The following is a 22,807-nucleotide window of genomic DNA, read 5'->3' on the forward strand; positions in this document are numbered from 1 at the left end:
TCCCGGCAACAAACAAATGTTGCCAAAGGAATCTCCAACCCACCTGTAAACAGATAGGCCGGGGTATTGCCATAATTGGCACTGGCTTATCAAGCACCCTGTTGAGTTCTCAAAGAACAACCGCACACCATCAAAACGATCCGCAATCCGCGGCCCGTTTCCCCGGGGCACTCGTTCAACTTTACTCTCCCGTTTTCCGCCCCGTCAAATCCGCGTTTTCGGCGAATTCGAATCAGAATCGGTATCCCGTTCGAGCCCCGCGAAACATTACACGACTCTAAGCCGTGATCATTTCTCGGGTTCCTCCAGGACGGCCGCTCCGGGCCCCTGGCGGGTCCCGTTCGCTCGCCCGTCTCCCTGGCGGCTCGGACAACATTACAACCACGTGTCCCGGACACCAAATCGGCCCGCCGCGACGTGGGTCACAACGGGCCGATCAGTGCGAAAGCTCAGGTCAGAGCGTTATTTGACGATCTCGACCCCGGCGAACGTCCGCTTGCCGCGGCGCAGCACCAGGAACCGGCCGTGCAGCAGTGCCGACTCCGGAACGACCGCCTCACCGTCGGTGATGCGCTCGTTGTTCAGGTAGGCGCCGCCCTCCCCGATCGTGCGGCGGGCCTCGTTGGCGCTCGCCACGAGACCCGACTCCTTCAGCAGCGAGCCCACGGTCGGCAGCTCCCCCCGTACCTCCAGAAGCCCGGCCTCGGCCAGTGCGGCGCGCAAGGTGTCCGCCGAGAGCTCGTCCAGAGATCCGCGCCCGAAGAGCGCCTGGCTCGCCGCGATCGCCTGGCGTGCCTCCTCCTCGCCGTGCACCAGCGCGGTGATCTCCTCGGCCAGGGCTCGCTGCGCGAGCCTGGCCTGCGGCCGCTCCGCGGTCGCCTTCTCCAGCTCCTCCAGCTCCTCCCGGCCCTTGAAGCTGAAGTAGCGCAGGTACTGGTTGACGTCGCGGTCGTCGGCGTTGACCCAGAACTGGTAGAAGGAGTACGGCGTGGTCATGCTCGGGTCCAGCCAGACGGCACCACCGGCGGTCTTACCGAACTTGGTGCCGTCGGCCTTGAGGACCAGCGGGGTGACGAAGGCGTGCACCGGGCCGGCACCGCGGCGGCGCACGAAGTCGACGCCGGCGGTGATGTTGCCCCACTGGTCGGAGCCGCCGAACTGCAACATGCAGCCGTTGCGGACGTGCAGCTCGTAGAAGTCGTTGGCCTGGAGCAACTGGTAGCTGAACTCGGTGAAGCTGATGCCGCTCTCCAGCCTGTTGCGCACCACGTCCCGGGCCAGCATCTTGTTGACCGGGAAGTGCTTGCCCACGTCGCGCAGGAAATCGATCACCGACGTGGGGCCGGTCCAGTCCAGGTTGTTGACGAGCGTCGCCGCGTTCTCCCCGTCGTAGGTGACGAACGGCGACAGCTGCTCGCGGATCCGCCGCACCCAGCCCTCCACCACCTCGAGCGGGTTCAGGCTGCGCTCGCTGGATTCCCGCGGGTCACCGATCTGGCCGGTGGCGCCGCCGACCAGCAGCAGCGGCCGGTGCCCGGCCTGCTGGAGCCGGCGTGCGGTGAGCACCTGCATGAGGTGGCCGACGTGCAGCGACGCGGCGGTGGGGTCGAAGCCCACATAGAACGTGAGCGAGCCGTCGTCGAGTGTCTTGCGCAGCTCGTCGGGGTCGGTCGAGTCCTGGATCAGTCCGCGCCACAGCAGGTCGTCTACGAGAGTCACGCACGGATTGTCCCGCACCCGCCGGTGCGGATCACAGCGGGTTTGGGGATGCTGGACGGATGGGTCACCTCGGAAGTGCCACAGCACCTGTCGACATCTCGAAGAAGAAGGCCGAGGAACGCCTGGCGGCGGCGCAGGAGCGGCTGCTGCGGCTGCGCCTGCTGCTCGGCGGCCAGATCGGCGAGAAAGAGATCGGGCCGCCGCTCTGCGTGCTCTTCGAGGGCTGGGACGCGTCCGGCAAGGGTGGCGCCATCAAGCGGCTGGTCAGCATGATTGACCCACGGCACGTCCGGGTGTCGCAGTTCGCCGCGCCCACCTACGACGAGAAGCGGCACCACTTCCTCCAGCGGTTCTGGAGCGTGCTGCCCGGCAACGGCGGGATGACCGTGCTGGACCGTTCCTGGTACGGGCGGGTGCTCGTCGAGCGGGTCGAGGGGTTCGCCACGACCGAGCAGTGGAAACGGGCGTACGACGAGATCGTCGAGTTCGAGCGCACCCTGACCGCCGAGGGCATGATCCTGGTCAAGTTCTGGATGCACGTCTCACCGGAGGAGCAGCTGCGGCGTTTCGAGAGCCGCAAGAACGACCCGCTGCGCTCGTGGAAGCTGACCGACGAGGACTGGCGGAACCGGGAGAAGCGCCCGCAGTACGAGGCGGCGATCGAGGACATGATCGAGCGGACCGACCGGCCGCGGGCCCGCTGGAAGGTGGTTCCCGGTGACAGCAAGCCGTACGCGCGGCTCGCGGTCGCCGAGCACGTCTGTCACGTGCTGGAGACGAGGCTGAAGAAGCGCGGCTACGACCTGGGTCCGGCCGATCAGCTCGGTAACCCGCACCCCTGACGTGAGCCTTTGACCTCTGCTTCGTGATCTACGGGCGTTTTGCCACAATTTCCGGCATAACACCCGATAATGTGCGCCGCATGAGCAGGTTCTCCCTACCGATCGCGCTGACCTTCGGGATCGTCGCGCTGGCCGGCGGCCCGGCGCTCGCCGCGCCGGCCGACACGGCCCCGGCCGACGCGACAGCGGTCACCGCCGCGCCGGCACCCGCCGACCACGCAAGGCCCGCCGACCAACCAAAAGCCGCCGACCAAGCGAAGCCCGCCGACCAGGCCAAGCCCGCCGACAAGCCGAAGGCCGCCGACAAGCCGAAGCCGGTCAAGAAGCCCGCCGGCCCCGCCGAGATGATCTCCGTCGTCCGGACCGGCGGTGTCGCCGGCCGCGTCTCGGCCTTCACCCTGGTCGGCGGGGACAACAAGCACGCCGTACGGGTCCTCCGGCTCGCCTCGAGCGCGGAGTTCCGTGCGCTCGCCCCCCGGTACGTCCCGAAGAAGGCCTGTTGCGACCGCTTCCGCTACAAGGTCGAGGTCGGCTACCGCAACGGCGGGAAGAAGACGGTCGTGGCGGTGCAGGGCGCGCCCGGCACGCCGAAGGTCCTGCTGGACGTCATCAACCTGATGGCGACGATGCCGGTGCCGACGCGGATCACCTTCCCGGCAGGTTTCCCGTTCAGCTGACCGCCGCCCTCTCGATCTTGTTGTTCGCCCGGTCGGCGCGACCCCAACAAGATCGAGAACCGGGCGTCAAGCGACCAGCTTGCGTGCCTCCGTGGCGTCCGGCGCCGCGACGGCAAGCTCGGCCAGCCGGCGGCAGTCGTCCGCGGTGCGGCCGGCCAGGGCCGCCCGCACCGGCGGGATGGCCCGGGGTGACATCGACAGGCTGGTGACACCGAGACCGACCAGGATCGGCGCCAGCCCCGGGTCGGACGCCGCCTCCCCGCACACACCGACCGGCTTGCCGGTGGCCCGGCCGGCCGCGCCGCAGATCCCGATCAGCTGCAGAAGCGCGGGCTGCCACGGGTCGAGCAGGTCGGCCAGGGCGCCGCACATCCGGTCGGCGGCGAACGCGTACTGGCTCAGGTCGTTGGTGCCGATGCTCAGGAAGTCGACCACCTGAAGCAGGTCCGCCGCACGCAGGGCGGCCGCCGGCACCTCGATCATCACGCCGGCCTTCGGCAGGCCGGCGTCGCGGACGGCGGCCGCGAACGTGGTCGCCTCGGCGAGCGTGGAAACCATCGGCGCCATCACCCAGACGTCGGCGCCGGTCTGCGACCGGGCCTCGGCGATCGCCGCGAGCTGGGTGGCGAGCACCTGCGGGCGCTGCCGGGCGATCCGCAGGCCGCGGATGCCGAGGGCCGGATTGGGCTCACCTTCCTGATTCAGGAACGGCAGCGGTTTGTCGGCACCGGCGTCGAGGGTACGGATCACGACCCGCCGCCCGGCCATCGCGGCGAAGACGTCCCGGTACGCCGCCACCTGCTCGTCGTGCCCCGGCTCCTGGCCGCGGTCGAGGAAGAGCAGCTCGGTGCGGAACAGGCCGATCCCCTCGGCGTTCACCTCGTCGGCGGCCGGGACGTTCTTGACCGATCCGACATTGGCGAGGAGCTTCACCTCGTACCCGTCGGAGGTCCGGCCCGGTCCGGTGAAGGCCGCGGCCGCGGCAACCACCTCGGACGCCCCCTGCCGTGCGGCCTCCGCGGCAGCCTCGTCGATGCCGGCGTCGACGCGGCCCGAAGCCCCGTCCACCAGCACCAGCGTGCCCTCGGCGACGTCGAGCACGCCCGGGCAGGCCACCACCGCGGGCAGGCCCAGCGCCCGGGCCAGAATCGCGGTGTGGCTGGTCGGGCCGCCGGCCTCGGTGACGAGCGCGAGCACGAGGGCCGGATCGAGGTCGGCGGTGTCGGCCGGCGCCAGGTCCTTCGCCGCCAGCACGTAGGGGTGCCCCGGCTGCGGCACCCCCGGCATGGGCAGCCCGAGCAGCACCGCGACCGCCCGGTTGCGCAGGTCGTCCAGGTCGGCGACGCGCTCGGCCAGGTACCCGCCGGCCGCCTCGAACACCTCCCGGTAGGCGCCGAACGCCCGATCCACCGCGTGCACCGCGTCGGCGCCGTCCTCGACGTGCTCCCGGACGCCGTCGAGAAGTGCCTCGTCGCCGGCCATCAACGCCTCGGCCCGCAGCACCTCGGCGACTGTCTCGTCACCGGCCCGGCCGGCCCGACGTTCCAGGTCGGCGACCACCTCGGCGAGTGCGGCCGTCGCCCGGGCCACCTCCGCCTCCGGGTCGGCCGCGGCGGCGGGCGGGGGCAGCGCCGGCACGTCGGCGATCCGCAGCAGCGGACCGGCGGCGATCCCGGCGCAGACCCCGATCCCGGAAAGGCTCACCACCTCGGCCATCGTCAGGCGTCCAGGTCGCTGGCGAGCAACGCGGCCAGGTCGTCGAGGGCCTGCTCGGCACCGTCGCCGTCGGCCTCGATGGTGACCTCGGTGCCCTTCTTGGCGCCGAGCGCGAGCACCGACAGCATGCTCTTGGCCGGCACCGGCTTCTTCTCACCGACCCGGATGGTGACCTTCACCGGGGCCGCGGCGGCGGCCTCGACGAACAACTTGGCCGGCCGGGCGTGCAGGCCGCTGGCGGAACCGACGGCAACGGTGCGCGTGGGCATGGCGATCTCCTTACGGCTCGATGGTGACCTTGATGGCCTCACCGCGGGCGACGATGCCGAACGCGTCGATCGCGCCCTCCAGCGGCAGGCGGTGAGTGATCAGGTCGGCGACCGGCACCGCGCCGGTGGCGACCAGGTTGAGCGCCTCGGCGTTGTGCGCCGGGCTGGAACCGTTGGCCCCGACGATCATCAGCTCCCGGTAGTGCACCAGGTTCGAGTCGCAGGTGATCGTCGGGTTGTCCTTGGGCAGGCCGCCGAAGAAGCTGATCCGGCCCTGCCGGGCCGCCATCTCGATCGCCTGTTCCTGCGCCTTGCCGGACGCCGCCGCCGTGATGATCACGTCGGCGCCGCGGCCGTCGGTCAGCTTGCGGACCTCCTCGATCGGGTCCACCTCGGCCGCGCAGATCGCGGCGTCCGGCTTGACCAGCGCGGCGGCCATGTCGAGGCGTTCCCGGTTCAGTTCGACCAGGAACACCCGGGCGGCGCCGCGAGCCCGCGCCAGCCGGACGTGCAGGCAGCCGATCGGGCCGGAGCCGATCACCACGACGTCGTCGCCCTCGCCGACCCGGGCCAGGTTCTGCGCGTTCAGCGCACAGGCGAGCGGCTCCGCCACCGAGGCCTCGGCGAACGAGACGCCCTCCGGGATGCGGTTGAGACCGTCGACCTTGAGCACCTCCTTCGGTACCACCATGTACTGCGCGAAGCCGCCCTCGAAGTGGTAGCCCATCGAGACCTGGTTCGGGCAGACCGTCATCCGGCCCCGGCGGCACTCGGCGCACTCACCGCACGGGATCGCGGCGATGACCTGGACCCGGTCGCCCGGCACCCAGCCCTCGACCCCGTCACCCACCGCGACGATCTCGCCGGCGATCTCGTGGCCCATCACCCGGGGCGGGTGGATGTGGTGGTGACCGAACTTGGAGATCTTCACATCGGTGCCGCAGGTGGAGCAGTTCCGCACGCGGATCTTCACCTCACCCGCGCCGGCCTCGGGCTCCGGCATGTCCTCGAAGCGGACGTCGCCGGGAGCGTGGAATCGTACGACCTTCATTCACTTGCCTCTTCCTGAACGGAACTCAGAAGCCCGATGACGGTGTCCACGTCGGTGGCTTCTCTCAACGAACGGGCCTGGTCCTCGTCGAGGAGGATCTCGGCGAGCGCGGCCAGCAGTTCGACATGACCGTCCCCGGCGGCGGCGATGCCGACGCAGACGGTCACCTGCTCGCCGTCCCAGTCGACGCCGGCCGGGAAGCGGAGCACCGCGAGGGCGTCCCGCTTCACCAGGGCCTTGCCGTCGAGGGTGCCGTGCGGGATAGCGACGCCCTCGCCGACGTAGGTGGAGACGGACTTCTCCCGGGCCACCATCGTGTCGACGTATCCGGCCTCGGCCGCCCCTATCTCGACCAGGGCGGCACCGCAGAGCCGGATCGCCTCCTCCTTGTCCGCAGCCGTCTCGTCCAACCGGACGGCCCGGCGGTCGAGCAGCTCAGACATTGAGGTCCGTGCCCTGCTGGATGGCCTTGACCACCTTGGTCACGGCCGGGTCGCCGAGGAAGACCTGGAACGGCACGATCGGCTTGCTCGGCGCCACCGAGCGGGCCCGGGCGGCCAGCCCGCTGTGGCAGACCACCAGGTCGGCGTCGGCCGGGATCGAGTTCACCGGGCTGTGCTCCACGGTGACGCCGCTCTTGCCGAGCTGCTTGCGCAGCGTGCTGGCGAGCATCACGCTGCTGCCCATTCCGGCGTCACAGGCGACGACCAGCTTGCGAATGTCCTTGCCGTTGATGGTTGCCATGGCGAACCTCCTGGTCTAAGCGTTTTCCTTGCGGTTGCTGTCGGTGCCGGCACGGTCCGTCCCCTCGGCGGCGCGCTCACTGCCCGCGCTGTGACCGGTGGTGTCGGCGGCGTTGCCGGCGGCAGTGTCGGCGGTGCGCTGGTGCGGGATCTCCGCCTCGTCGGCCACCTGCTCCTCGGCTGGGTCGAGCTCCTGATCGGACTTGAGCTTGCCGAAGCCGAGCAGCAGGGATGCGACACCGAAGGTGACCAGGGCGGCGATCACGACGCCGAGGATCATCCCGACGTACCCGTCCCGCGCGGTCACGGCGGCGAAGGCGAAGATGCTGCCCGGGGCGGGCGACGCCACGGTGCCGGTACCGGTGACCATGAAGGTCGCGACGCCGGCCATGCCGCCCGCGATCATCGCGAGGATCAGGCGCGGCTTCATCAGCACGTACGGGAAGTAGATCTCGTGGATGCCGCCGAGGAAGTGGATGATCATGGCGGCCGGTGCGGACGGGCGCAGCGACCTCGGGCCGAAGAACAGGTAGGCGGCGAGCAGGCCCAGACCCGGACCGGGGTTCGACTCGATCATGAACAGGATCGACTTGCCCTGCTCCTGCACCTGCTGCACCCCGAGTGGGCTGAACACGCCGTGGTTGATGGCGTTGTTCATGAACAGCACCTTGGCCGGTTCCACCAGCACCGACACCAGCGGCATCAGGCTGTGGTCCAGCAGCCAGTCGACACCGTTGCCGGCGGCCTTGGTCAGGCCCTCGACGATCGGGCCGATGGCCAGCTTGCCGAGAATCGCGAACGCACCACCGATGATGCCGGCGGAGAAATTGTCGATAAGCATCTCGAAGCCGGGACGGACCTTGCCCTCGATCGCGGTGTCGAAGAGCTTCAGCACGTAGGCGGCGAGCGGACCGATGATCATCGCGCCGAGGAACATCGGCACGTCAGCGCCGACCACGACACCGAACGTGGCGACCGCGCCGACCACCGCACCGCGCTGGCCGTGCACCATCCGGCCACCGGTGTAACCGATCAGCACCGGCAGCAAATACTTGATCATCGGGTCGACGAGCTGCGCCAGATTCTCGTTCGGAATCCAGCCGACCGGAATGAACAGGGCGGTGATCAGGCCCCAGGCGATGAGCGCGCCAATATTGGGCATGACCATTCCGGCGAGATAACCGCCGACCTTCTGGACACGGGCCTTGAAGCCCGTACCGGTGACCTGAGGTGTGTAGGTAGAAGCCATGACGATCTCCATTCGCCAGGGACGCCATTCGCGCCAGATCGAAAACCTTTCGAGTACGGGTTTTCGAGTGCACCTTTGACGGAAGAGGTGAGAGGGGTCCAGTTTCCGATGGCATTGCTGATACCGCGTTGAAACGGTTTGGTGCGGGTGCCGCGATGTCAATCGCGGCGTAACTGCCGGTTCCGGTCCGGATTCCGGTCGACGCGAATGCTCGTACAATCAAGATCTTCTGGCCGGGGCATCCGGCTGCCCGGAAGACTCACCGCGGCCGCGCCCCACGCCAGGCCCTCCACCAGGGCGGCCTCGCCGCGCGCACCACCCGCGAGGAACCCCGCCAGCAGCGCGTCACCGGCACCGACCGTGCTGCGCGGCGCGCTAACCGGCGACGTGCCCGCCAGCACACCGTCGTCGTCGACGAGCACTGCGCCCGCCGCCCCGAGACTCGCCAGCACCGTGCCCGCGCCGGCCTCCCGCAACAGCTCACAAGCCCGGACCACATCACCGAACGTGACAAGTTCGGTGCGGGCCGCCTCGGCCAGTTCCTCCCGGTTCGGCTTGACCAGCGCGGCGCCGGCCGCGACGCCCGCCAGCAACGCCGGACCGCTGCTGTCCACGGCAAGCCGGACACCCGACTTGACCAGCCGCTCACACAGGTCACTGAACGCCGCCACCGTCGGCCCCGGCGGCAGACTGCCGCAGATCACCACCCAGTCAGCACTGCTCGCCGCCGTCAGCACCGCCTCGCTGACCTGCGCGAACTCGACATCCGAAAGCGTCGGCCCCGCCTCGTTGATCTTTGTGACCGTGCCGTCCGGCTCGGCCACCGTAATGTTGGAACGCGTCCGCCCGGTGATCGGCACGGCCACCATGTCGACACCCTCACCCTTGAGAAGATCGACGAGCTGATCGCCCTCGGCACCACCCGCCGGCACCACCGCCGTCGACCGGACACCGTTGGCGAGCAGCGCGCGCGACACGTTCACCCCTTTGCCACCAGGATCGATGTGCGAGTCGGCGGCCCGCAGCACCTCACCCCGGACCAGAGCATCGACCTCCAGCGCCCGGTCCACGCTGGGATTGAGCGTGACCGTGAGAATCATCTGCCCCCGACCGGCCGTCGTGCCGGCAGTCGGCTTGCCGGTGCGGCTGTCGCTCATGCCCGGACCAGCCGGACGCCGGTGCCCTCGACCTCGGCAGCGAGTTCGCCGTCGAGGCCGCTGTCCGTGATCAGCAGATCCAGCTCGGCCAGGCCGCCGAACCGCGCCAGGTAGTCGTTGCCGATCTTGGTGTGGTCGGCCAGCAGCACCACCCGGCGGGCCGCGGCGATCATCGCCCGCTTGACCGCCGCCTCGGCCGGGTCGGGCGTGGTCATGCCCCGCTCCACGGTGCAGCCGTTGGTGCCCATGAAGGCGACGTCGACATACATGTCGGCGAGCGGCCGCAACGCCCAGTCGTCCACCGTGGCAAGCGTCTTGCCGCGGACCCGGCCACCGAGCAGCAGGACGGTGAGGTTGGGCTTGAGGCCGAGCGTCGAGGCCAGCACCGGCGAGTTGACCACCACGGTCAGTTCCCGGTCCGCCGGCAGAAGCTGCGCGAGCCGGGCCGTCGTCGTACCGGCATCCAGGATGATCGCGCCATCCTCCGGGATCTCGGCGAGCGCCGCCTTGGCGATCCGCTCCTTCTCACTGATCAGAACCGCGTCCCGGGTGGCGAGCGCCGGCTCGAACCCCAGCCGCTCCATCGGGATGGCCCCGCCGTGCACCCGGCGCAGCACACCGGCCCGCTCCAGCACGGTCAGGTCCCGGCGGATCGTCTCCGCCGTCACGCCGAAGGTGTCCGCCAGCGTGACGACGTCAACCCGGCCCTCGGCACGGGCCCGCTGGACGATCTCCTGCTGGCGTTCCTCCGCGTACATCCACTCACCGCCCGGCTCGTTTTGGCTTTGTCTTTGTTTACGCCCGATTGTGCCCGAAAGCAATATGTCAAAGAGATTTCGGTCTCCTTACCGCCGAGTTTTCCGGCGAAGCGGGCGACTAATGTGGCGGGCAGTGCTATTACGGGCACACCCGGCGTAGCGGATAGATGATCTCTAATGTGCCCGATCGTGTGGGTTTTGCGCCGGTGCGTGATTGCGGACCGCGGGCTTGATCGGCGCACAGAAGGTCGGCGGCACGAACCCGGAGACGGGCGCAAGCCGGGAGACCGCGCAAGCCGGCAGACGGGCGCAAGCCGGGAGACCGACGGGAACCGGGAGACCGACGCGAACCAGGAGACGGCGCGAACCGGAAGGCGGCGCGAGCTGGCAGACCGACGCGAACCGGAAGGCGGCGCGAACTGGAAGGCGGCGCGAACCGGGAGACCGCAGGCCACTGCGGGGCCGGCCAACCGCGAGGCCAGGCGACAGCACGGAGCGAGGACTGGGCAAGAGTTTGGCGCGGCCGTTACGGTCTTGCCAAGCAGCGAGTACCGCTTTCTTCCGATTTGTACCGAGCCGAGGTCGGGTGCAGCGCATGGCGCAAGGGATCCCACCAGCATTCCGCGAAGCGGACAAGTGCGGCGTTATGTTGTCTGCACTCGGTCACTGCGGTCCGCTGCGGTGCGTTCGCGTGGACTTGTTGATCTGCTAGCGATGCGAAATCGCGGTGATCATGGGGCTATGACAGCGATTTCGCATCGCTAGCAGATCAACATCTCGGCGGGCGGACGCCACCGACGCCCGAAAGACGCCACCAACGCCAGAAAGACGCCACCGACGCCCGAAAAGGGAGCGCAAGGCGGTGCGGGCGGCGTCGGCGGGGGCGTCGACCAGGATGCAGCGGCCCCGGTTGCCCCTATGGGTTCCGTCAAGCAGCAAAAGGCGGACGATTTGTGCTGAACATCCGGATCTGCCCCGCTACCACCAGCGCGACCTGCCGAATGTCACCGCGAACCTCGTCGCTGGCATGGCCGACCCAGGGCACGCTGGCCGACGAACGAATGCCACGGCTGACCAAAGCACGCTGGCCGAGGGGCCGGCCGGGCGAGAATCGGGCGGCCACGGCAGATCACGGGCGCGGCAGATCACGGGCGCGGCAGATCACGGGCGCGGCAGATCACGGGCGCGGCGACCGCCCTCTCCGGGCTAGGCCGCCGCCGGCTTGACGTACGGCGGAAGGCCCAGCGTGTCGCGGATGGCCTGCTGGATCTCGTCGAGGGGCGGCCGCCCGTCCACGTCGTGCACGACCTCCTTGCGCCGGAACAGTTCCAGCACCGGACGAGTCTTCTCGTGGTAGTCGCGGAGCCGGGACTCGAGCGCCTCCGGCGTGTCGTCGGCGCGGGTGACCAGGGAGTGGCCGCAGATGTCGCAGCGGCCCTCCTGTTCGGGACGGTCGGCGATCAGGTTGTAGTCCATGCCGCAGTTGGGGCAGAGCCGCCGGCTGAGGACGCGGCGGCGCACCTCGTCGTCGGGGAGTTCGAGGTGGATGACGGCGTCGATGTCGTAGCTCTCCATGAAGAACTCGGCCTGCCGCCCGTTGCGGGGGAAACCGTCGATGATGAAGCCGAAGTTCCAGTCGTGCTCGTCGAGGCGGCGGCGGACGACGGATTCGACGAGGTCGTCGTCGACGAGGTCGCCGGCCGCCATGATCCGGCGGACCTGGGCACCCAGTTTGGTGTGGTTGCGAACGTTCCAGCGGAAGATGTCGCCGACGCTGATGTGCACCAGGCCGAACTCCTCGCGCAGCAGCTTGCTCTGGGTGCCTTTGCCGCTGCCTTGGACTCCCATGATCACGTACTTACGCATGTGGCCCTCCAGAGGCGTAGGCGCCGATCCGCAGCGGTCCGGGCGCGGGCCCGGTCAGGGTGGTGGGGTCGATGCTCCAGGCTGCGGCGACCCGGAACACGTCGCGTTCGGCGACCAGCACGGTGGCCTCCTCGTCGAGTTCGCCGGGCAGGCCGGCGTCCCGTTCCGCCGGGTCGGGGTCGCCGAACCAGGAGGTGACCTCGCCGGTCTGACCGACATACCCGAACGCCCGCACCAGTTCACCTCCGGCGGCGCGCTGCCACCGGTGCAGCTCGGTCACCCGGTGTGTCGCGAAGAATTGCACCTCGGTCCCGAGCGCGGCGGAGATCGCGACCACGTCGAGCCCGGGGCGCATCAGCCCGCGGCCGGCGGCGAGCACCCAGTCGATGCCGCGGGCGCCGGGCAGTGGCGGCGTGACCGCGATCCGGTCGTCGGTGAGGTGGGCCAGGTCCAGTCCGTCACGCCAGGACACCGGCCCGAGGTCGCGCAGGCCGAGCGCGTCGAACACCGCCGCGGGCTCGCCGCCGGCGACGGCGAGCCAGGCCTGTTTTCCACCGAAGCCGGTCATGACGTCCACATTCATGCGACCAACGCTATCCGGATGACGCGGCAACTGTCCGGTTACGTCGGCCACCCCTCGATCAGGGAACCCCTCGATCAGGGCCACCCGTAGTCCCGTCGCAGGGTCGCCGCGATCCGGTCGAACCGTGGCCGGTCCAGGACCGCCCCTTCGCGGCGGATGCCGTCCTCGTCGACTTCGAGCACTCGGTCCAGGCGCACCCAGCTGGGCCGGGCGGTGCGATCCCATTCCCCGGGGCCGAGCGCCATCCAGTGCCGCTGCCCGTCGCGCTCGTTCTGGCTGGAGAGCATCAGGCCGAGCAGGGTCCGCGCGTCGCGGCCGACGACCAGCACCGGCCGGTCCTTGCCCTGGGCGGGGTCGTCCTCGTAGGGCACCCAGGTCCAGACGATCTCGCCGGGGTCGGCGTCGCCGTCCAGGTCGGGGGCGTAGGCGAGGTGCCGGCCCTGCGGCGTCGGCACCACCCGGGGCGCGCGCTGCCCGGCCGGCTTCGGCGTGGCCCCCTTGGGGGCCGCCGGCTTGGGCGTGGCCGGTGATCGCGGCGCGGGCCGGGGTTGGGCACGCGGCGCAGACTTGGGCTGCCGCGTGCGCGGCGCGGAGCGGGGCCGCGGGTGCGGCGCGGTCGACGGCTTCGGGGGTACGGGCTGAGCGCCCGGCCGCTGTCCCGGCTCGGACCCCAGCAACCGCCGCAGGAGGGACTTCAACTGTTCCAGCACCCGCGACACCTTACGGGCGGTCGATCACGCCCGCTCGGTGCCGGCCGCAGAGATCGGTGCCGGCCGCAGAGATCGGTGCCGGCCGCAGAGATCGGTGCCGGCCGCAGAGATCGGTGCCGGCCGTAGAGTATGCCGATACCGTCCGCCTCGACGCCGCCGGCCGGGAAGGATGACCCGCATGACCCGTTACGGACCGATGTTCGGGCCGGACCACACGTTCCTCGGTGTGCCGGCCTGCGACTGGCAGGAGCCGGCGACCTACGCCGACGCCGACGTGGTGATCGTGGGGGCGCCCTTCGACGGCGGGACGTCGCACCGGCCCGGTGCGCGGTTCGGCCCGCAGGTGATCCGCGGCACCGACTACCTGCCGCACGACGGCTCACGCCCGCACATGGCGATGCGGGTGGACGCGCTCTCCGGCGACCTGACCGTCATGGACGCCGGCGACCTGGAGGTGTTCAGCGGCGAGATCCAGCGGAGCTGCACGACGATCGAGGACGCGGTCGCGTTCATCTCCGGGCACGGCGCGATCCCGCTGATCCTCGGCGGCGACCACACCGTCACCTGGCCGGATGTCAGCGGCGTCGCGCGCACGCACGGCGCCGGCACGATCTCAGTGATCCACTTCGACGCGCACGCCGACACCGGGGACATCGAGTTTGGGTCGCTCTACGGTCACGGGCAGCCGATGCGCCGGCTGATCGAGTCCGGTGCGGTGCGCGGTGACCGGTTCCTGCAGCTCGGGCTCCGTGGCTACTGGCCGGGCCCGGAGATCCTGGACTGGATGGCCGATCAGCGGATGAACTCGTTCCACATGAGCGAGATCGTCGAGCGAGGCCTGGACGCGGTGCTGGACAGCGCGTTCGAGATCGCCCTGGACGGCTGCGACGGTGTCTTCCTCTCGGTCGACATCGACGTCTGCGACCCGGGGCACGCGCCCGGCACCGGCACCCCGGAGCCGGGTGGTTTCACCGCCCGCCAGCTGCTCGACAGCGTCTCCCGGATCTGCCACGAGCTGCCGGTGGTCGGCATGGACATCGTCGAGGTGTCGCCGCCGTTCGACCACGCGGAGATCACCGCGATGCTCGGTAACCGGGTGGTGCTGGAGGCTCTCGCCGGGATGGCCCGCCGGCGCAAGGACGGCGACGGGCCGCGCTGGAAGCGGTCGACGCCGCTGCTGCAGGACCGCGGCACCCGGCCGGAACCGGCCGCCGGCGACTGAGAGCACCGCCGGGCGCAAACGCGGCCGGGACACGGCCGCGCTCGGGTCGGATCGGTCCCCGCCCTCGCCGCCGCCGGGGGATGCGGCGGCGGCGAGCGGACGTCCACCGAGGTGGGGGATGAATCCCGGTGGAACTTCGCGTCGGACCCGCCACCGTCCGGGCGCGGGGATTCGCCCGCAGTGGCGCGGCCGGGGGACGACGCCCGTCCACTATGCGCCCGGGCGCCGCCTGCATCGTGCCCGCAAAGGCATCCTTAAGACTCGGCACACCGAGTTCTAAGGGACCTCGAGGTCGAACTCCCCGTCCCGGACACCGGCGAGGAACGCCGCCCATTCCGCATGAGTGAAGATCAACGTGCCGCCGCCCGGGTTCTTGGAGTCGCGGACCGCCACGACGCCCGGGAGGTTGCCGGCCACCTCGACGCAGTCACCGCCGTTGCCACCGCTGCGCGTGCTCTTGTGCCACACCGCACCAGTGAGATCGAGTTCTGCCACCGTTCTCCCTCTATCCGGCGTCACTCCGTTCGATGATCTCGCCGATGAGATCGTCGGAGTCGGATCGGCTCAGGGCGGTGGCCTCGAGTTGGGCCCAGACCGACTCGTACGCCTCCACCTCCGCGAGCTTATCGAGGTAGAGCGCGCCGGTGAGGTTCTCGCAATAGATGGTGGTCGGTTCCGGCGAGGCCGTGCCCACCGCGGGGAACTCGAGGATGGTGAACTGACCGGAACTGGCCGCCCGGTGCGGTCCGGCGGCGAACGGGATGACCCGCACGCCGATGTTCGGCCGCGTGGACACGTTCACCAGGTGAGCGAGCTGCTTCTGCATGCCGAACGTGTCCGGGATGGACCGCCGCAGCACACCCTCGTCGATGATCACGTCGAGGTGCGGCGCCTCCGGGCGGCGGCGGTTGAGCAGCGACTGCCGTTCCAGCCGGACGGCCACCGCGTTCTCCACGGCCGCCTCGTCGGCGCCGTGCCACTCGCGGAAGACGCACTCCGCGTACTCCCGGATCTGCAGCAGGCCGGGGATCACGCTCGGGGCGAACGAACGCAGCCGGCTCGCCGCCTGTTCCATTCCGACGTACAGCTCGAACCAGGCGGGGACGACGTCGCCGTACGCATGCCACCAGCCCTTCGCCTTTGATTCGGCGGCCAAGCCGATCAGCACCTCGGTCAGCGGTTCGGGCGCGGTGTAGACCGAGCACATCGCGATCACGTCGTGCTTGCGGACCGGGACCTCGCCGTTCTCGATCCGGTACATCCGCGCGCGGGAGAACTCCAGCTCCTGCGCCGCGGCCATCAGGGAGATGCCCGCCTGCTCCCGTAACTCGCGCAGCAGGCGGCCGACCTGCCGCCGCGGGACGGTCGACCCGGTCTCGGTCATCCGACTGCTCTCCCCCCACGTCCGCACCGAACGCTGCTGGACATCGAAAGCCGGCGTGTGCCGGACGCTGATGTGTATCGAACGAGACGATCCGATCGCCTCACCCGAGACAGCGAGAATCCATTTGTGGGATTCTCACCGCTGCGGCTTGAGCCAGAGACTAAGCCACGCGACGCTCCGATGTGTAGTCGCCGAATCGCATCGGGTGAGGGTTGCATGCTGGTACCGCGGACCGAGCACGTCGGTGACCGCCCGTCGTGGGACTGCCGGGTCTGTGGGCACCCGTGGCCGTGTGCCACCGCGAAGGTCGAGCTGGCCGAGCAGTACCGCAGCTTCCCGCACGGCCTCTCGGTCTTCCTCGGCTCATGCATGCTCGAGGCGATCGACGACTGGGCCGGCGGTGCCGGCGGTGCACCGGCCGACCTCTTCGAACGCTTCCTCGGATGGTGCGGCACCACCCTCCGCTGACCGCCGCCGGCGCGATGTGATGGGGTGAAACGGTGACATCGTGGTGGGAACTGCCGGCGGACGCGGTCGACGAGGCGGCCCGCCTGCTGCTCGGCTGGCGGCTGACCGCCAACGGCGTGACCGTCCGGCTCACCGAGGTGGAGGCCTACAGCGGCCTCGGCGCGGACCCGGCCAGCCACGCGCACCGCGGGGAGACCCCGCGCAACGCGGTGATGTTCGGCCCGGCCGGGCGGCTCTACGTCTACCAGATCTACGGCATGCACTTCTGTGCGAACGTCGTGTGCGGTGAGGACGGCCGGGCCGCCGCCGTGCTGCTGCGCGCCGGCGCCGTGGTGGAGGGCCTGGAGACAGCCCGGCAGCGGCGCCCGGCGGCCCGCCGCGACGCCGACCTGGCCGCCGGTCCGGCAAAGATGATGCAGGTCCTGGCACTGGATCGGGGCGCCAACGGCACCGCGCTGCTGGACGGCACCGGTCCGGCCACGCTGGCGCCGCCGGACGAGCCGGTCACCGCGATCGAGGCGGGCCCGCGGGTGGGGGTGACCTCGGCACACGACGTGCCGTGGCGGTTCTGGATCAGCGGCGACCCGACGGTCAGCGCGTACCGCCGGCATGTGCCGCGGCGCCGTACGAATCGGGTCTGATCGCGCAAGCCGCCCGCATGATCGGCGGGTTGGCGGGTAGCCCGCGAGCATGACACCGCACGCCAGCGTGACCTTCGTCGGTAACGCGACCACCCTGCTGCGGCTGGGCGCGTTCACCGTGCTGACCGACCCCGCCTTCAGCCCGGCCGGCAGCCGCACCTACCTCGGTTACGGCGCGTGGACGCGCCGGCTCAAGAGCCCCGCGATGGGGTACGCGGACCTGCCGTCCCCCGACCTGATGCTCCTGTCTCACCTGCACGGCGACCACTTCGACCGGACCGCCCGCAAGGTCATCCCGTCGGACCTGCCGATCGTCACCACCGTGCAGGCGCAGCGCCGGCTGCGCCGCAAGAGCTTCGACGCCGTTCGCGGCCTGCCCACCTGGGAGGCCGACGAGTGGCGCCGCGACGGTCAGCTGCTCCGGATCACCTCGCTGCCCGGCCGGCACGGTCCCGGTTTCGTCGACCGGCTGCTGCCCGACGTGATGGGCTCGCTCATCGAATGGGAGGTGGACGGTCAGCGGATGCTCCGGCTCTACATCACCGGGGACACGCTGTACCGCCCGCACCTCGCGGAGATCCGGGAGCGCTGCGGCGAGGTCGACGCGATGCTCATCCACCTGGGCGGGACCCGGCTGCTCGGCCTGCTGCTGACCATGGACGGGCGGCAGGGCGCCGACCTGACCGGGCTGATCCGGCCGCGGCTGACCCTGCCGATCCACTACGACGACTACAAGGTGATGAAGTCGCCGCTGAGCGACTTCCTGGTGGCGTGCCGCAACCGGTCACTGAGTGGGGTGCGCGCGCTGACCCGGGGCGAGACGTTCACCTTGACGCCTGTCCCGTCACAGTGACCGGCTCCGGCCGGAAGACGTAGAGCCGGCCCCATCATCGGCGGCAGCTCCCGTGCCTCGTCCACGATCACGTGCCCGAACACCCGGGCCGTAGCACTCGTTCGGATGCTCGGGAAACGGCCACATCGGGCCGCTCCGGACACTAGCGTTCGCAGTGATGATCTCGCGTCGGGGACTGTTGCTGCTCAGCCTGATGTCCGGGGCCGGTGTGCTCTGGTCGGCCGTGCTGATCGTTGCCCTCGCCGCCGGGGCGCGGCCCCTGGGCGCGGCCGTCGCGGTCGGTGTCGCCGCCTTCCTGACCGTGCCCGGCTTCGCCGGTGGCATCGTCAGCAACCGCCTCGGTTTCCGCACCCAGCGGCCCCTACGGCCCTGGCGCCTCGCGTCCTGGGTGCCGCCGCACGTGCCGCACTGGGCCGCGATGGCGGCCGGCGCGGTCCTCTTCGGATTCTGGCTGGCGATCGTGCTGGCCTTCGCGTCCCTCGACGGCAACCCGGCCATGCGGGACGGGCGGTACGTGCTCGAGGACCACGACCGGGTCATCGAGGTCAACCAGGCGGTCTACGACCGGCAGTCCGGGCACCAGCAGCAGATCTCGCTCGGCGTACTCGGCGCCTTCGCGGTCGGCGGGACCTTCCTCTGCGCGGCCCGCGCCACCGACCACGAGCATCACTGACCCACGAACACCACTGACGTACGCCCACCGGGCGCGTGAGGCAGAAATCCGACCGTCCGGGGGCACCCCGCCGGGCCTACCGTGAGCGGGTGGACCACGACGACGTGCTCGGCGCCACCACGCGGATCGCCGCACAGTGGCTGGACAGCCTGGACGAACGGCCGATCGCCGCGAGGGCGGGCCTGACCGAGCTGCGCGAGCGGCTCGGTGTCCCGCTGCCCGACGGCCCGGTGCCCGCCCTCGAGGTGATCGAGCAACTCGCCGAGGCGGCCGGGCCGGGCCTTCTCGCCAGCCCGTCCGGCCGGTTCTTCGGCTTCGTGATCGGCGGCGGCGTGCCCGCCGCGGTGGCCGCCGACTGGCTCACCACGGTCTGGGATCAGAACGCCGGGCTGGGCCGCTTCGGGGCGAGCGGGTCGGTTCCCAGCCGGCTTCCTGCGAGGCGCGCCGGAGCAGCGCAACGCGGGCTTGATCGCCGCCGGCCCGGCGGTAGTTGATCTGCTAGCGATGCGAAATCGCGGTGATCATGGACCTATCACCGCGATTTCGCTCCGCTAGCAGATCAACATCTCGAACCGCGCGGGCATCCGACCAGAATGAGCGTGTGGAGGCGGGGCGAACGGACAACTCTGCTGCATTCGTTGCGGGTTCCAATACCGTGGACTGGTGGAGATCCGCCTCTGGTCCGTCGTTGACGAGCAGGTCGCGCTGAGTGCGGCCGGCCCGGCGGCGAAACCCGTGGTCGCGGGAGCTGCCGAGGCGCTCGGGGCCGCCGAGGCCGCGGATTCCTGGGCCGCCGAGGCCGCGGGTTCTGGGGCAGCTGGGGCAGCTGCCGGTGCCAGTGCCGGCGCCGGGGCGGCTGGGGGCGCTGGGGACAGTGGGGCGCCCGGGGGCACCGGGTTGTCGGCGGAGCGGGCCGGGGGGACGGGCACGTGGTTCGCGGCCGGGCCGGACGCGATCGTGGTTATTGTCGGCGGCGGGGTGCGTACCCCGGAGGATCTGACCGTGCCCGGCCCGCTGCCGCGGGTGATCGAGCGCCGCCTCACCCAGGAGCCGGAGCCGGCGCTCCTGGCCTTCGCCCGGGTGCCGGAGGGCTGTCTCGCGCTGGGCACCGCTCGGGTGACCAGGATCGGTCGCCGCCGGGGCGTGGCGCAAGATCTCGGGCTCTTCCTGGACGCGCCGCTGCCCTATGACCTGCTGGATCGGGTACGCCCCACCGGACCACCCGGCCCGCAACCGGCCACCGACTGGCTCGATCTGCTCCCGGCCGATCCGCTCGCCGCCCTGCACACGTTCATCACCGGCTGGTACGCGGACGTCCCAGCGGCCGGAACGGCGGTGCCCGCGGCCGGAACGGCGGTGCCCGCGGCCGGGACGGCGGTGCCCGCAGCCGGGCAGCCGGAACCGCTGCGCGCGTTCCACCGGGCCGCCGCCGGACGTCCCGAGGTCTACGGGCGCACTCTGCGAATCTTCCCGGAACCGCTTGCCACGACTGAGTCAGGCATGATCGCTTTCGGTCAGGAGGTTGACGGGGTGTTCACACTGCTGACCGAGGCGGCCGGGGACGACCCGAAGGTCTGGTACCACGGGCTCAGCGATCAGCCGCTGCGGGAACGGGAGCGGCTCAGCGCGTACCTCCTGGTCGCGGCCCTGACCCAGGCCGCGCTCGACTCCTCGCCCGGCGGGATGGCCTTCGCCGACCGGGCACAGGTCAAACGCATCGTCGCGCCGCTGCGCCGGGTGCCGCTGCGGCCGGCGCGCTGGCCGTGCGCGCACTCGCGCCTCTATGCCGGGCCAGGGGTGGTGGCGCTGGTCGGCGCGGACGACACCGACTTCTACGAGGTCTACGTCGGGGCCCGGCACCGCTCGCTGCTGCGCCGGCTGCGCAAGCTGGGCTTGGACTGGGAGCGCTTCGACGGCTGACTCCGCCACGCGGGCCGGTCACAGGCGGGGCCGCCGCGTGCCAGGCCGCCGTGCGCCGGGCCGCCGCGTGCCCGGCCGTCGCGTGCCGGGCCGCCCCGTGCCCGGCCGTCGCGTGCCGGGCCGCCCCGTGCCGGCTGGTGGATATGCGAACGGCCCGGGAGGCCCGGGCCGTTGCTGGTGGCGCTTGAGGTCACTCGCTGAGGGCGTCGATCAGGTCGCCCACCGGGCGGTCCGGCAGCGCGCGGGCCACGTCGGCGACCGCGACGATGCCGACCAGCTGGTGGCCGTCGATCACGGGCAGGCGGCGGACCTTGTACTGACTCATGGTGCGCAGGATCTCCGCGGCGTCGTCGTCGGCGCCGATCGTGATCGGCTTGCCCTGGGCCAGCTCGGAGGCCTGCACGTCGGCCGGGTTGCGGCCCTGCGCGAGAGCCTTCACGACGATGTCGCGGTCGGTCAGCATGCCGTGCAGCCGGTTGTCCTCGCCGCAGATGGGCAGCGAGCCGACGTTCAGTTCGGACATCTTGCGAGCCGCTTCCGCAAGCGACTCCTTCTCACCGACGCAGGTGACGTCCCGGGTCATGATGTCGCGGGCGGTGGTCATCGGGGGTGACTCCTTCCAGAGTGTGAGGCTGTCATCACCAGGCGTACCCTCATCAGACCATTGCAATCGTGTAGGCCACCTCGTCGACCAGTTCCCGAGCGAGGAATCCGACGCGACCGAACCGCGGGGCGAGCCGCCGGCCGCTCATCGCGTGGGCGTACGCCGCCCAGCAGGCCGCCTGCGCCGGGTCCGCGCCCCGGCCGAGCAGGCCGGCCACGATGCCGGAGCGCACGTCGCCGCTGCCGGACGTGCCCAGGCCGGCGTCGCCGTTCTCCTCCCGCCAGCACCCGCCGTCCGGTGCGGCGATGTGGCCGTAGAGCGAGACCACCGCCCGGTACCGCTGTGCCAGCTCCCGGGACGCGCCGGCCAGGTCGTCGCCGGGCTCGCGGCCGAGCAGATGACCGGCCTCCACGACGTTCGGGGTGAGCACGGCGCGGCGCTGCCGCAGCAGCGTGGAGTCCTTGCTGAGGGCGCCGAGGGCGTACGCGTCGAGCACCACCCCCGTCTCCGGGCCGGCCGCCTCCAGCACCGAACGCATCAGCCGCATCGTGTGGTCGATGTCGTCGAGCCCCGGGCCGAGCAGGATCACGTCCGCCGAACCGGCCATCTCCAGCACCTCGTCGGGTGGCTCACCGGCCGCGGCGACACCGACCACCTTGGCCTCCGGCACCGCGATGCTCAACGCCACGGCCGACTCCGCGGCCACCGCGATCTGGAGCTTCCCGGCGCCGGCCCGCAGCGCGGCCACCCCGGCCAGCAGCACCGCGCCGGGGGTACGCCGCGCGCCGCCGATCACCAGCACCCGGCCCCGGGACTCCTTGTCACCCTCCAGATCCGGCAGCGGCCAGTCACGCAGCAGGCCGGGGGTGACGACCCGTTCCTCAGACCGGTTCGGCATTGACGTCCTCCTGCTTGGTCGGCGGGGTGTCCTCACGGTGCAGGTGCTCGACCGCATTGAACATCTCCGGTTCCCACCGGTCGCCGGCCCGCCGCCAGCTGCTCACCGAGCAGTTGGCGATGGTCGTGCGGCGGGCCAGCTCCATCAGCTCACCCTCCAGCATTCCCTCGGCCAGATAGCGCACCATCAGCACTGTCGCCTCGTGCGCGAAGAGCACCACCCGGCCGCCCGGGCGGTCCTGGTGCAGCTCGCGCAGCAGCGCGCGCAACCGCAGCAGCACGTCGGCCCAGGACTCGCCGCCCGGTGGCCGGTAGTAGAACTTGCCCAGCCGGGCCCGCCGGGCGGCCTCGTCCGGCAGCCGGGCCTGCACGCCGCGGGCGGTCAGCAGGTCGAGCACGCCCAGTTCCCGGTCGCGCAGCCGCTCGTCGACGACGATCTCGACGCCGGAGCCGGCCAGCGCGAGCTCAGCGGTCTGCCGGGTCCGCAGGTACGGCGAGACGACCGCCACGTCCGGCCGGTGCTCCCGCAGGAACCGGCCGACCGCCTCGGCCTGTTCCCGGCCGATGTCCGCGAGCGGCACGTCGGCGTCGCGTTCCGGGATCTCGATGGTCTCAGCCCCGCCGGTCTCGGCCTTTTCGGCGGTGACGTTGCCGGTGCTCAGCCCGTGCCGGACGACAGCCAGCCAGTCCAGTTGCTCCATGGTCCTGGCCCTTACCCGCCGACCGGCGCCGCGATACCCGATTCGGCGACGGCGCCCGAGCCGAGTTCGGGGAGAACCCGGGATTTTCGTCAACGGCGGCGGAA

The 22,807-nt window shown here is 70.9% G+C and carries 26 protein-coding genes; 9 read left to right on the forward strand and 17 right to left on the reverse strand.

The features are described from left to right. Window positions 1–462: 462 nt before the first annotated feature. Window positions 463–1,719 (reverse strand): tyrosine--tRNA ligase, encoded by a 1,257-nt coding sequence (gene tyrS / locus LPA41_RS20930; RefSeq protein ID WP_229072349.1) that lies wholly within the window; start codon window positions 1,717–1,719, stop codon window positions 463–465. Between the two features lie 59 nt (window positions 1,720–1,778). Here tyrS and LPA41_RS20935 point away from each other — a divergent pair, with 59 nt between their 5' ends. Together LPA41_RS20935 and LPA41_RS20940 are read left to right on the forward strand one after the other, a co-directional pair. Beyond that, a complete protein-coding gene (locus LPA41_RS20935) occupies window positions 1,779–2,561 on the forward strand; it encodes a polyphosphate kinase 2 family protein (RefSeq protein WP_229072350.1) in 783 nt (260 codons plus the stop codon). Between the two features lie 80 nt (window positions 2,562–2,641). Further along, window positions 2,642–3,238, forward strand: a complete 597-nt coding sequence (locus tag LPA41_RS20940; RefSeq protein ID WP_229072351.1) for a hypothetical protein — start codon at window positions 2,642–2,644, stop codon at window positions 3,236–3,238. A 66-nt stretch (window positions 3,239–3,304) separates the two neighbouring features. Here LPA41_RS20940 and ptsP read toward each other — a convergent pair whose 3' ends face one another. The 11 genes from ptsP to LPA41_RS20995 all read right to left on the reverse strand — a co-directional run bounded on the left by ptsP (window position 3,305) and on the right by LPA41_RS20995 (window position 13,340). After that, complete coding sequence (gene ptsP, locus LPA41_RS20945) at window positions 3,305–4,954, reverse strand: phosphoenolpyruvate--protein phosphotransferase (RefSeq protein ID WP_229072352.1); 1,650 nt, start codon at window positions 4,952–4,954, stop codon at window positions 3,305–3,307. Window positions 4,955–4,956: 2 nt separating this feature from the next. Then, window positions 4,957–5,223: an HPr family phosphocarrier protein gene (locus tag LPA41_RS20950; protein ID WP_229072353.1), complete on the reverse strand. Its 267-nt coding sequence runs from the start codon at window positions 5,221–5,223 to the stop codon at window positions 4,957–4,959. A gap of 10 nt (window positions 5,224–5,233) precedes the next feature. After that, entirely contained in the window at window positions 5,234–6,274 is a 1,041-nt protein-coding gene (locus LPA41_RS20955) for a zinc-dependent dehydrogenase (protein ID WP_229072354.1), read from the reverse strand. Next, complete coding sequence (locus LPA41_RS20960) at window positions 6,271–6,717, reverse strand: PTS sugar transporter subunit IIA (RefSeq protein WP_229072355.1); 447 nt, start codon at window positions 6,715–6,717, stop codon at window positions 6,271–6,273. The genes LPA41_RS20955 and LPA41_RS20960 overlap by 4 nt, the downstream gene beginning before the upstream one ends. Next, the gene (locus LPA41_RS20965) at window positions 6,710–7,018 is read right to left on the reverse strand and encodes a PTS lactose transporter subunit IIB (RefSeq protein ID WP_229072356.1); all 309 of its coding nucleotides are present in this window, start codon (window positions 7,016–7,018) and stop codon (window positions 6,710–6,712) included. The genes LPA41_RS20960 and LPA41_RS20965 overlap by 8 nt, the downstream gene beginning before the upstream one ends. Window positions 7,019–7,033: 15 nt before the next feature. After that, window positions 7,034–8,266, reverse strand: coding sequence for a PTS mannitol transporter subunit IICB (gene mtlA / locus LPA41_RS20970; protein ID WP_229072357.1), 1,233 nt, complete (start codon window positions 8,264–8,266; stop codon window positions 7,034–7,036). A 158-nt stretch (window positions 8,267–8,424) separates the two neighbouring features. Next, a complete protein-coding gene (gene pfkB / locus LPA41_RS20975) occupies window positions 8,425–9,366 on the reverse strand; it encodes a 1-phosphofructokinase (protein WP_229072539.1) in 942 nt (313 codons plus the stop codon). Between the two features lie 53 nt (window positions 9,367–9,419). Next, a complete protein-coding gene (locus LPA41_RS20980; protein WP_229072358.1) occupies window positions 9,420–10,181 on the reverse strand; it encodes a DeoR/GlpR family DNA-binding transcription regulator in 762 nt (253 codons plus the stop codon). A gap of 1,206 nt (window positions 10,182–11,387) precedes the next feature. Further along, on the reverse strand, window positions 11,388–12,047 hold the full coding sequence (locus tag LPA41_RS20985; protein ID WP_229072359.1) for a nucleoside monophosphate kinase: 660 nt from the start codon (window positions 12,045–12,047) through the stop codon (window positions 11,388–11,390). Further along, the gene (locus LPA41_RS20990; RefSeq protein WP_229072360.1) at window positions 12,040–12,630 is read right to left on the reverse strand and encodes a hypothetical protein; all 591 of its coding nucleotides are present in this window, start codon (window positions 12,628–12,630) and stop codon (window positions 12,040–12,042) included. Before LPA41_RS20990 ends, LPA41_RS20985 begins: the two co-directional genes overlap by 8 nt. Window positions 12,631–12,704: 74 nt before the next feature. Beyond that, window positions 12,705–13,340: a type II toxin-antitoxin system PemK/MazF family toxin gene (locus tag LPA41_RS20995; RefSeq protein WP_229072361.1), complete on the reverse strand. Its 636-nt coding sequence runs from the start codon at window positions 13,338–13,340 to the stop codon at window positions 12,705–12,707. A gap of 178 nt (window positions 13,341–13,518) precedes the next feature. Between LPA41_RS20995 and speB the strand changes: the two genes are divergently transcribed. Further along, window positions 13,519–14,562, forward strand: a complete 1,044-nt coding sequence (gene speB / locus LPA41_RS21000; protein ID WP_229072362.1) for an agmatinase — start codon at window positions 13,519–13,521, stop codon at window positions 14,560–14,562. 276 nt (window positions 14,563–14,838) lie between these two features. Here speB and LPA41_RS21005 read toward each other — a convergent pair whose 3' ends face one another. Both LPA41_RS21005 and LPA41_RS21010 read right to left on the reverse strand, forming a co-directional pair. After that, window positions 14,839–15,057, reverse strand: coding sequence for a DUF397 domain-containing protein (locus LPA41_RS21005; RefSeq protein WP_229072363.1), 219 nt, complete (start codon window positions 15,055–15,057; stop codon window positions 14,839–14,841). Window positions 15,058–15,067: 10 nt separating this feature from the next. Further along, complete coding sequence (locus LPA41_RS21010) at window positions 15,068–15,946, reverse strand: helix-turn-helix transcriptional regulator (protein WP_229072364.1); 879 nt, start codon at window positions 15,944–15,946, stop codon at window positions 15,068–15,070. A gap of 216 nt (window positions 15,947–16,162) precedes the next feature. Between LPA41_RS21010 and LPA41_RS21015 the strand changes: the two genes are divergently transcribed. From LPA41_RS21015 to LPA41_RS21040, 6 genes are all read left to right on the forward strand, one after another. Next, window positions 16,163–16,414, forward strand: a complete 252-nt coding sequence (locus tag LPA41_RS21015) for a hypothetical protein (protein WP_229072365.1) — start codon at window positions 16,163–16,165, stop codon at window positions 16,412–16,414. Between the two features lie 32 nt (window positions 16,415–16,446). Continuing rightward, window positions 16,447–17,055, forward strand: a complete 609-nt coding sequence (locus LPA41_RS21020; RefSeq protein ID WP_229072366.1) for a DNA-3-methyladenine glycosylase — start codon at window positions 16,447–16,449, stop codon at window positions 17,053–17,055. 49 nt (window positions 17,056–17,104) lie between these two features. Next, the gene (locus LPA41_RS21025; RefSeq protein WP_229072367.1) at window positions 17,105–17,908 is read left to right on the forward strand and encodes an MBL fold metallo-hydrolase; all 804 of its coding nucleotides are present in this window, start codon (window positions 17,105–17,107) and stop codon (window positions 17,906–17,908) included. Window positions 17,909–18,065: 157 nt separating this feature from the next. Then, the gene (locus LPA41_RS21030) at window positions 18,066–18,581 is read left to right on the forward strand and encodes a hypothetical protein (protein ID WP_229072368.1); all 516 of its coding nucleotides are present in this window, start codon (window positions 18,066–18,068) and stop codon (window positions 18,579–18,581) included. A gap of 89 nt (window positions 18,582–18,670) precedes the next feature. Next, window positions 18,671–19,075, forward strand: coding sequence for a hypothetical protein (locus LPA41_RS21035; protein WP_229072369.1), 405 nt, complete (start codon window positions 18,671–18,673; stop codon window positions 19,073–19,075). Between the two features lie 169 nt (window positions 19,076–19,244). After that, the gene (locus LPA41_RS21040) at window positions 19,245–20,501 is read left to right on the forward strand and encodes a hypothetical protein (RefSeq protein WP_229072370.1); all 1,257 of its coding nucleotides are present in this window, start codon (window positions 19,245–19,247) and stop codon (window positions 20,499–20,501) included. A 190-nt stretch (window positions 20,502–20,691) separates the two neighbouring features. Here the strand turns inward: LPA41_RS21040 and LPA41_RS21045 are convergent, their stop codons facing one another. From LPA41_RS21045 to LPA41_RS21055, 3 genes are read right to left on the reverse strand one after another with little or no spacing between them, the layout of a single operon-like run. After that, a complete protein-coding gene (locus LPA41_RS21045) occupies window positions 20,692–21,105 on the reverse strand; it encodes a CBS domain-containing protein (protein ID WP_229072371.1) in 414 nt (137 codons plus the stop codon). Window positions 21,106–21,157: 52 nt separating this feature from the next. Further along, window positions 21,158–22,003, reverse strand: a complete 846-nt coding sequence (locus tag LPA41_RS21050) for an NAD(P)H-hydrate dehydratase (protein ID WP_229072372.1) — start codon at window positions 22,001–22,003, stop codon at window positions 21,158–21,160. Further along, complete coding sequence (locus LPA41_RS21055) at window positions 21,987–22,703, reverse strand: histidine phosphatase family protein (RefSeq protein WP_229072373.1); 717 nt, start codon at window positions 22,701–22,703, stop codon at window positions 21,987–21,989. The genes LPA41_RS21050 and LPA41_RS21055 overlap by 17 nt, the downstream gene beginning before the upstream one ends. Window positions 22,704–22,807 lie beyond the last annotated feature (104 nt).

It is taken from the genome of Actinoplanes sp. DH11 (assembly GCF_020873875.1).
Lineage (GTDB): Bacteria > Actinomycetota > Actinomycetes > Mycobacteriales > Micromonosporaceae > Actinoplanes.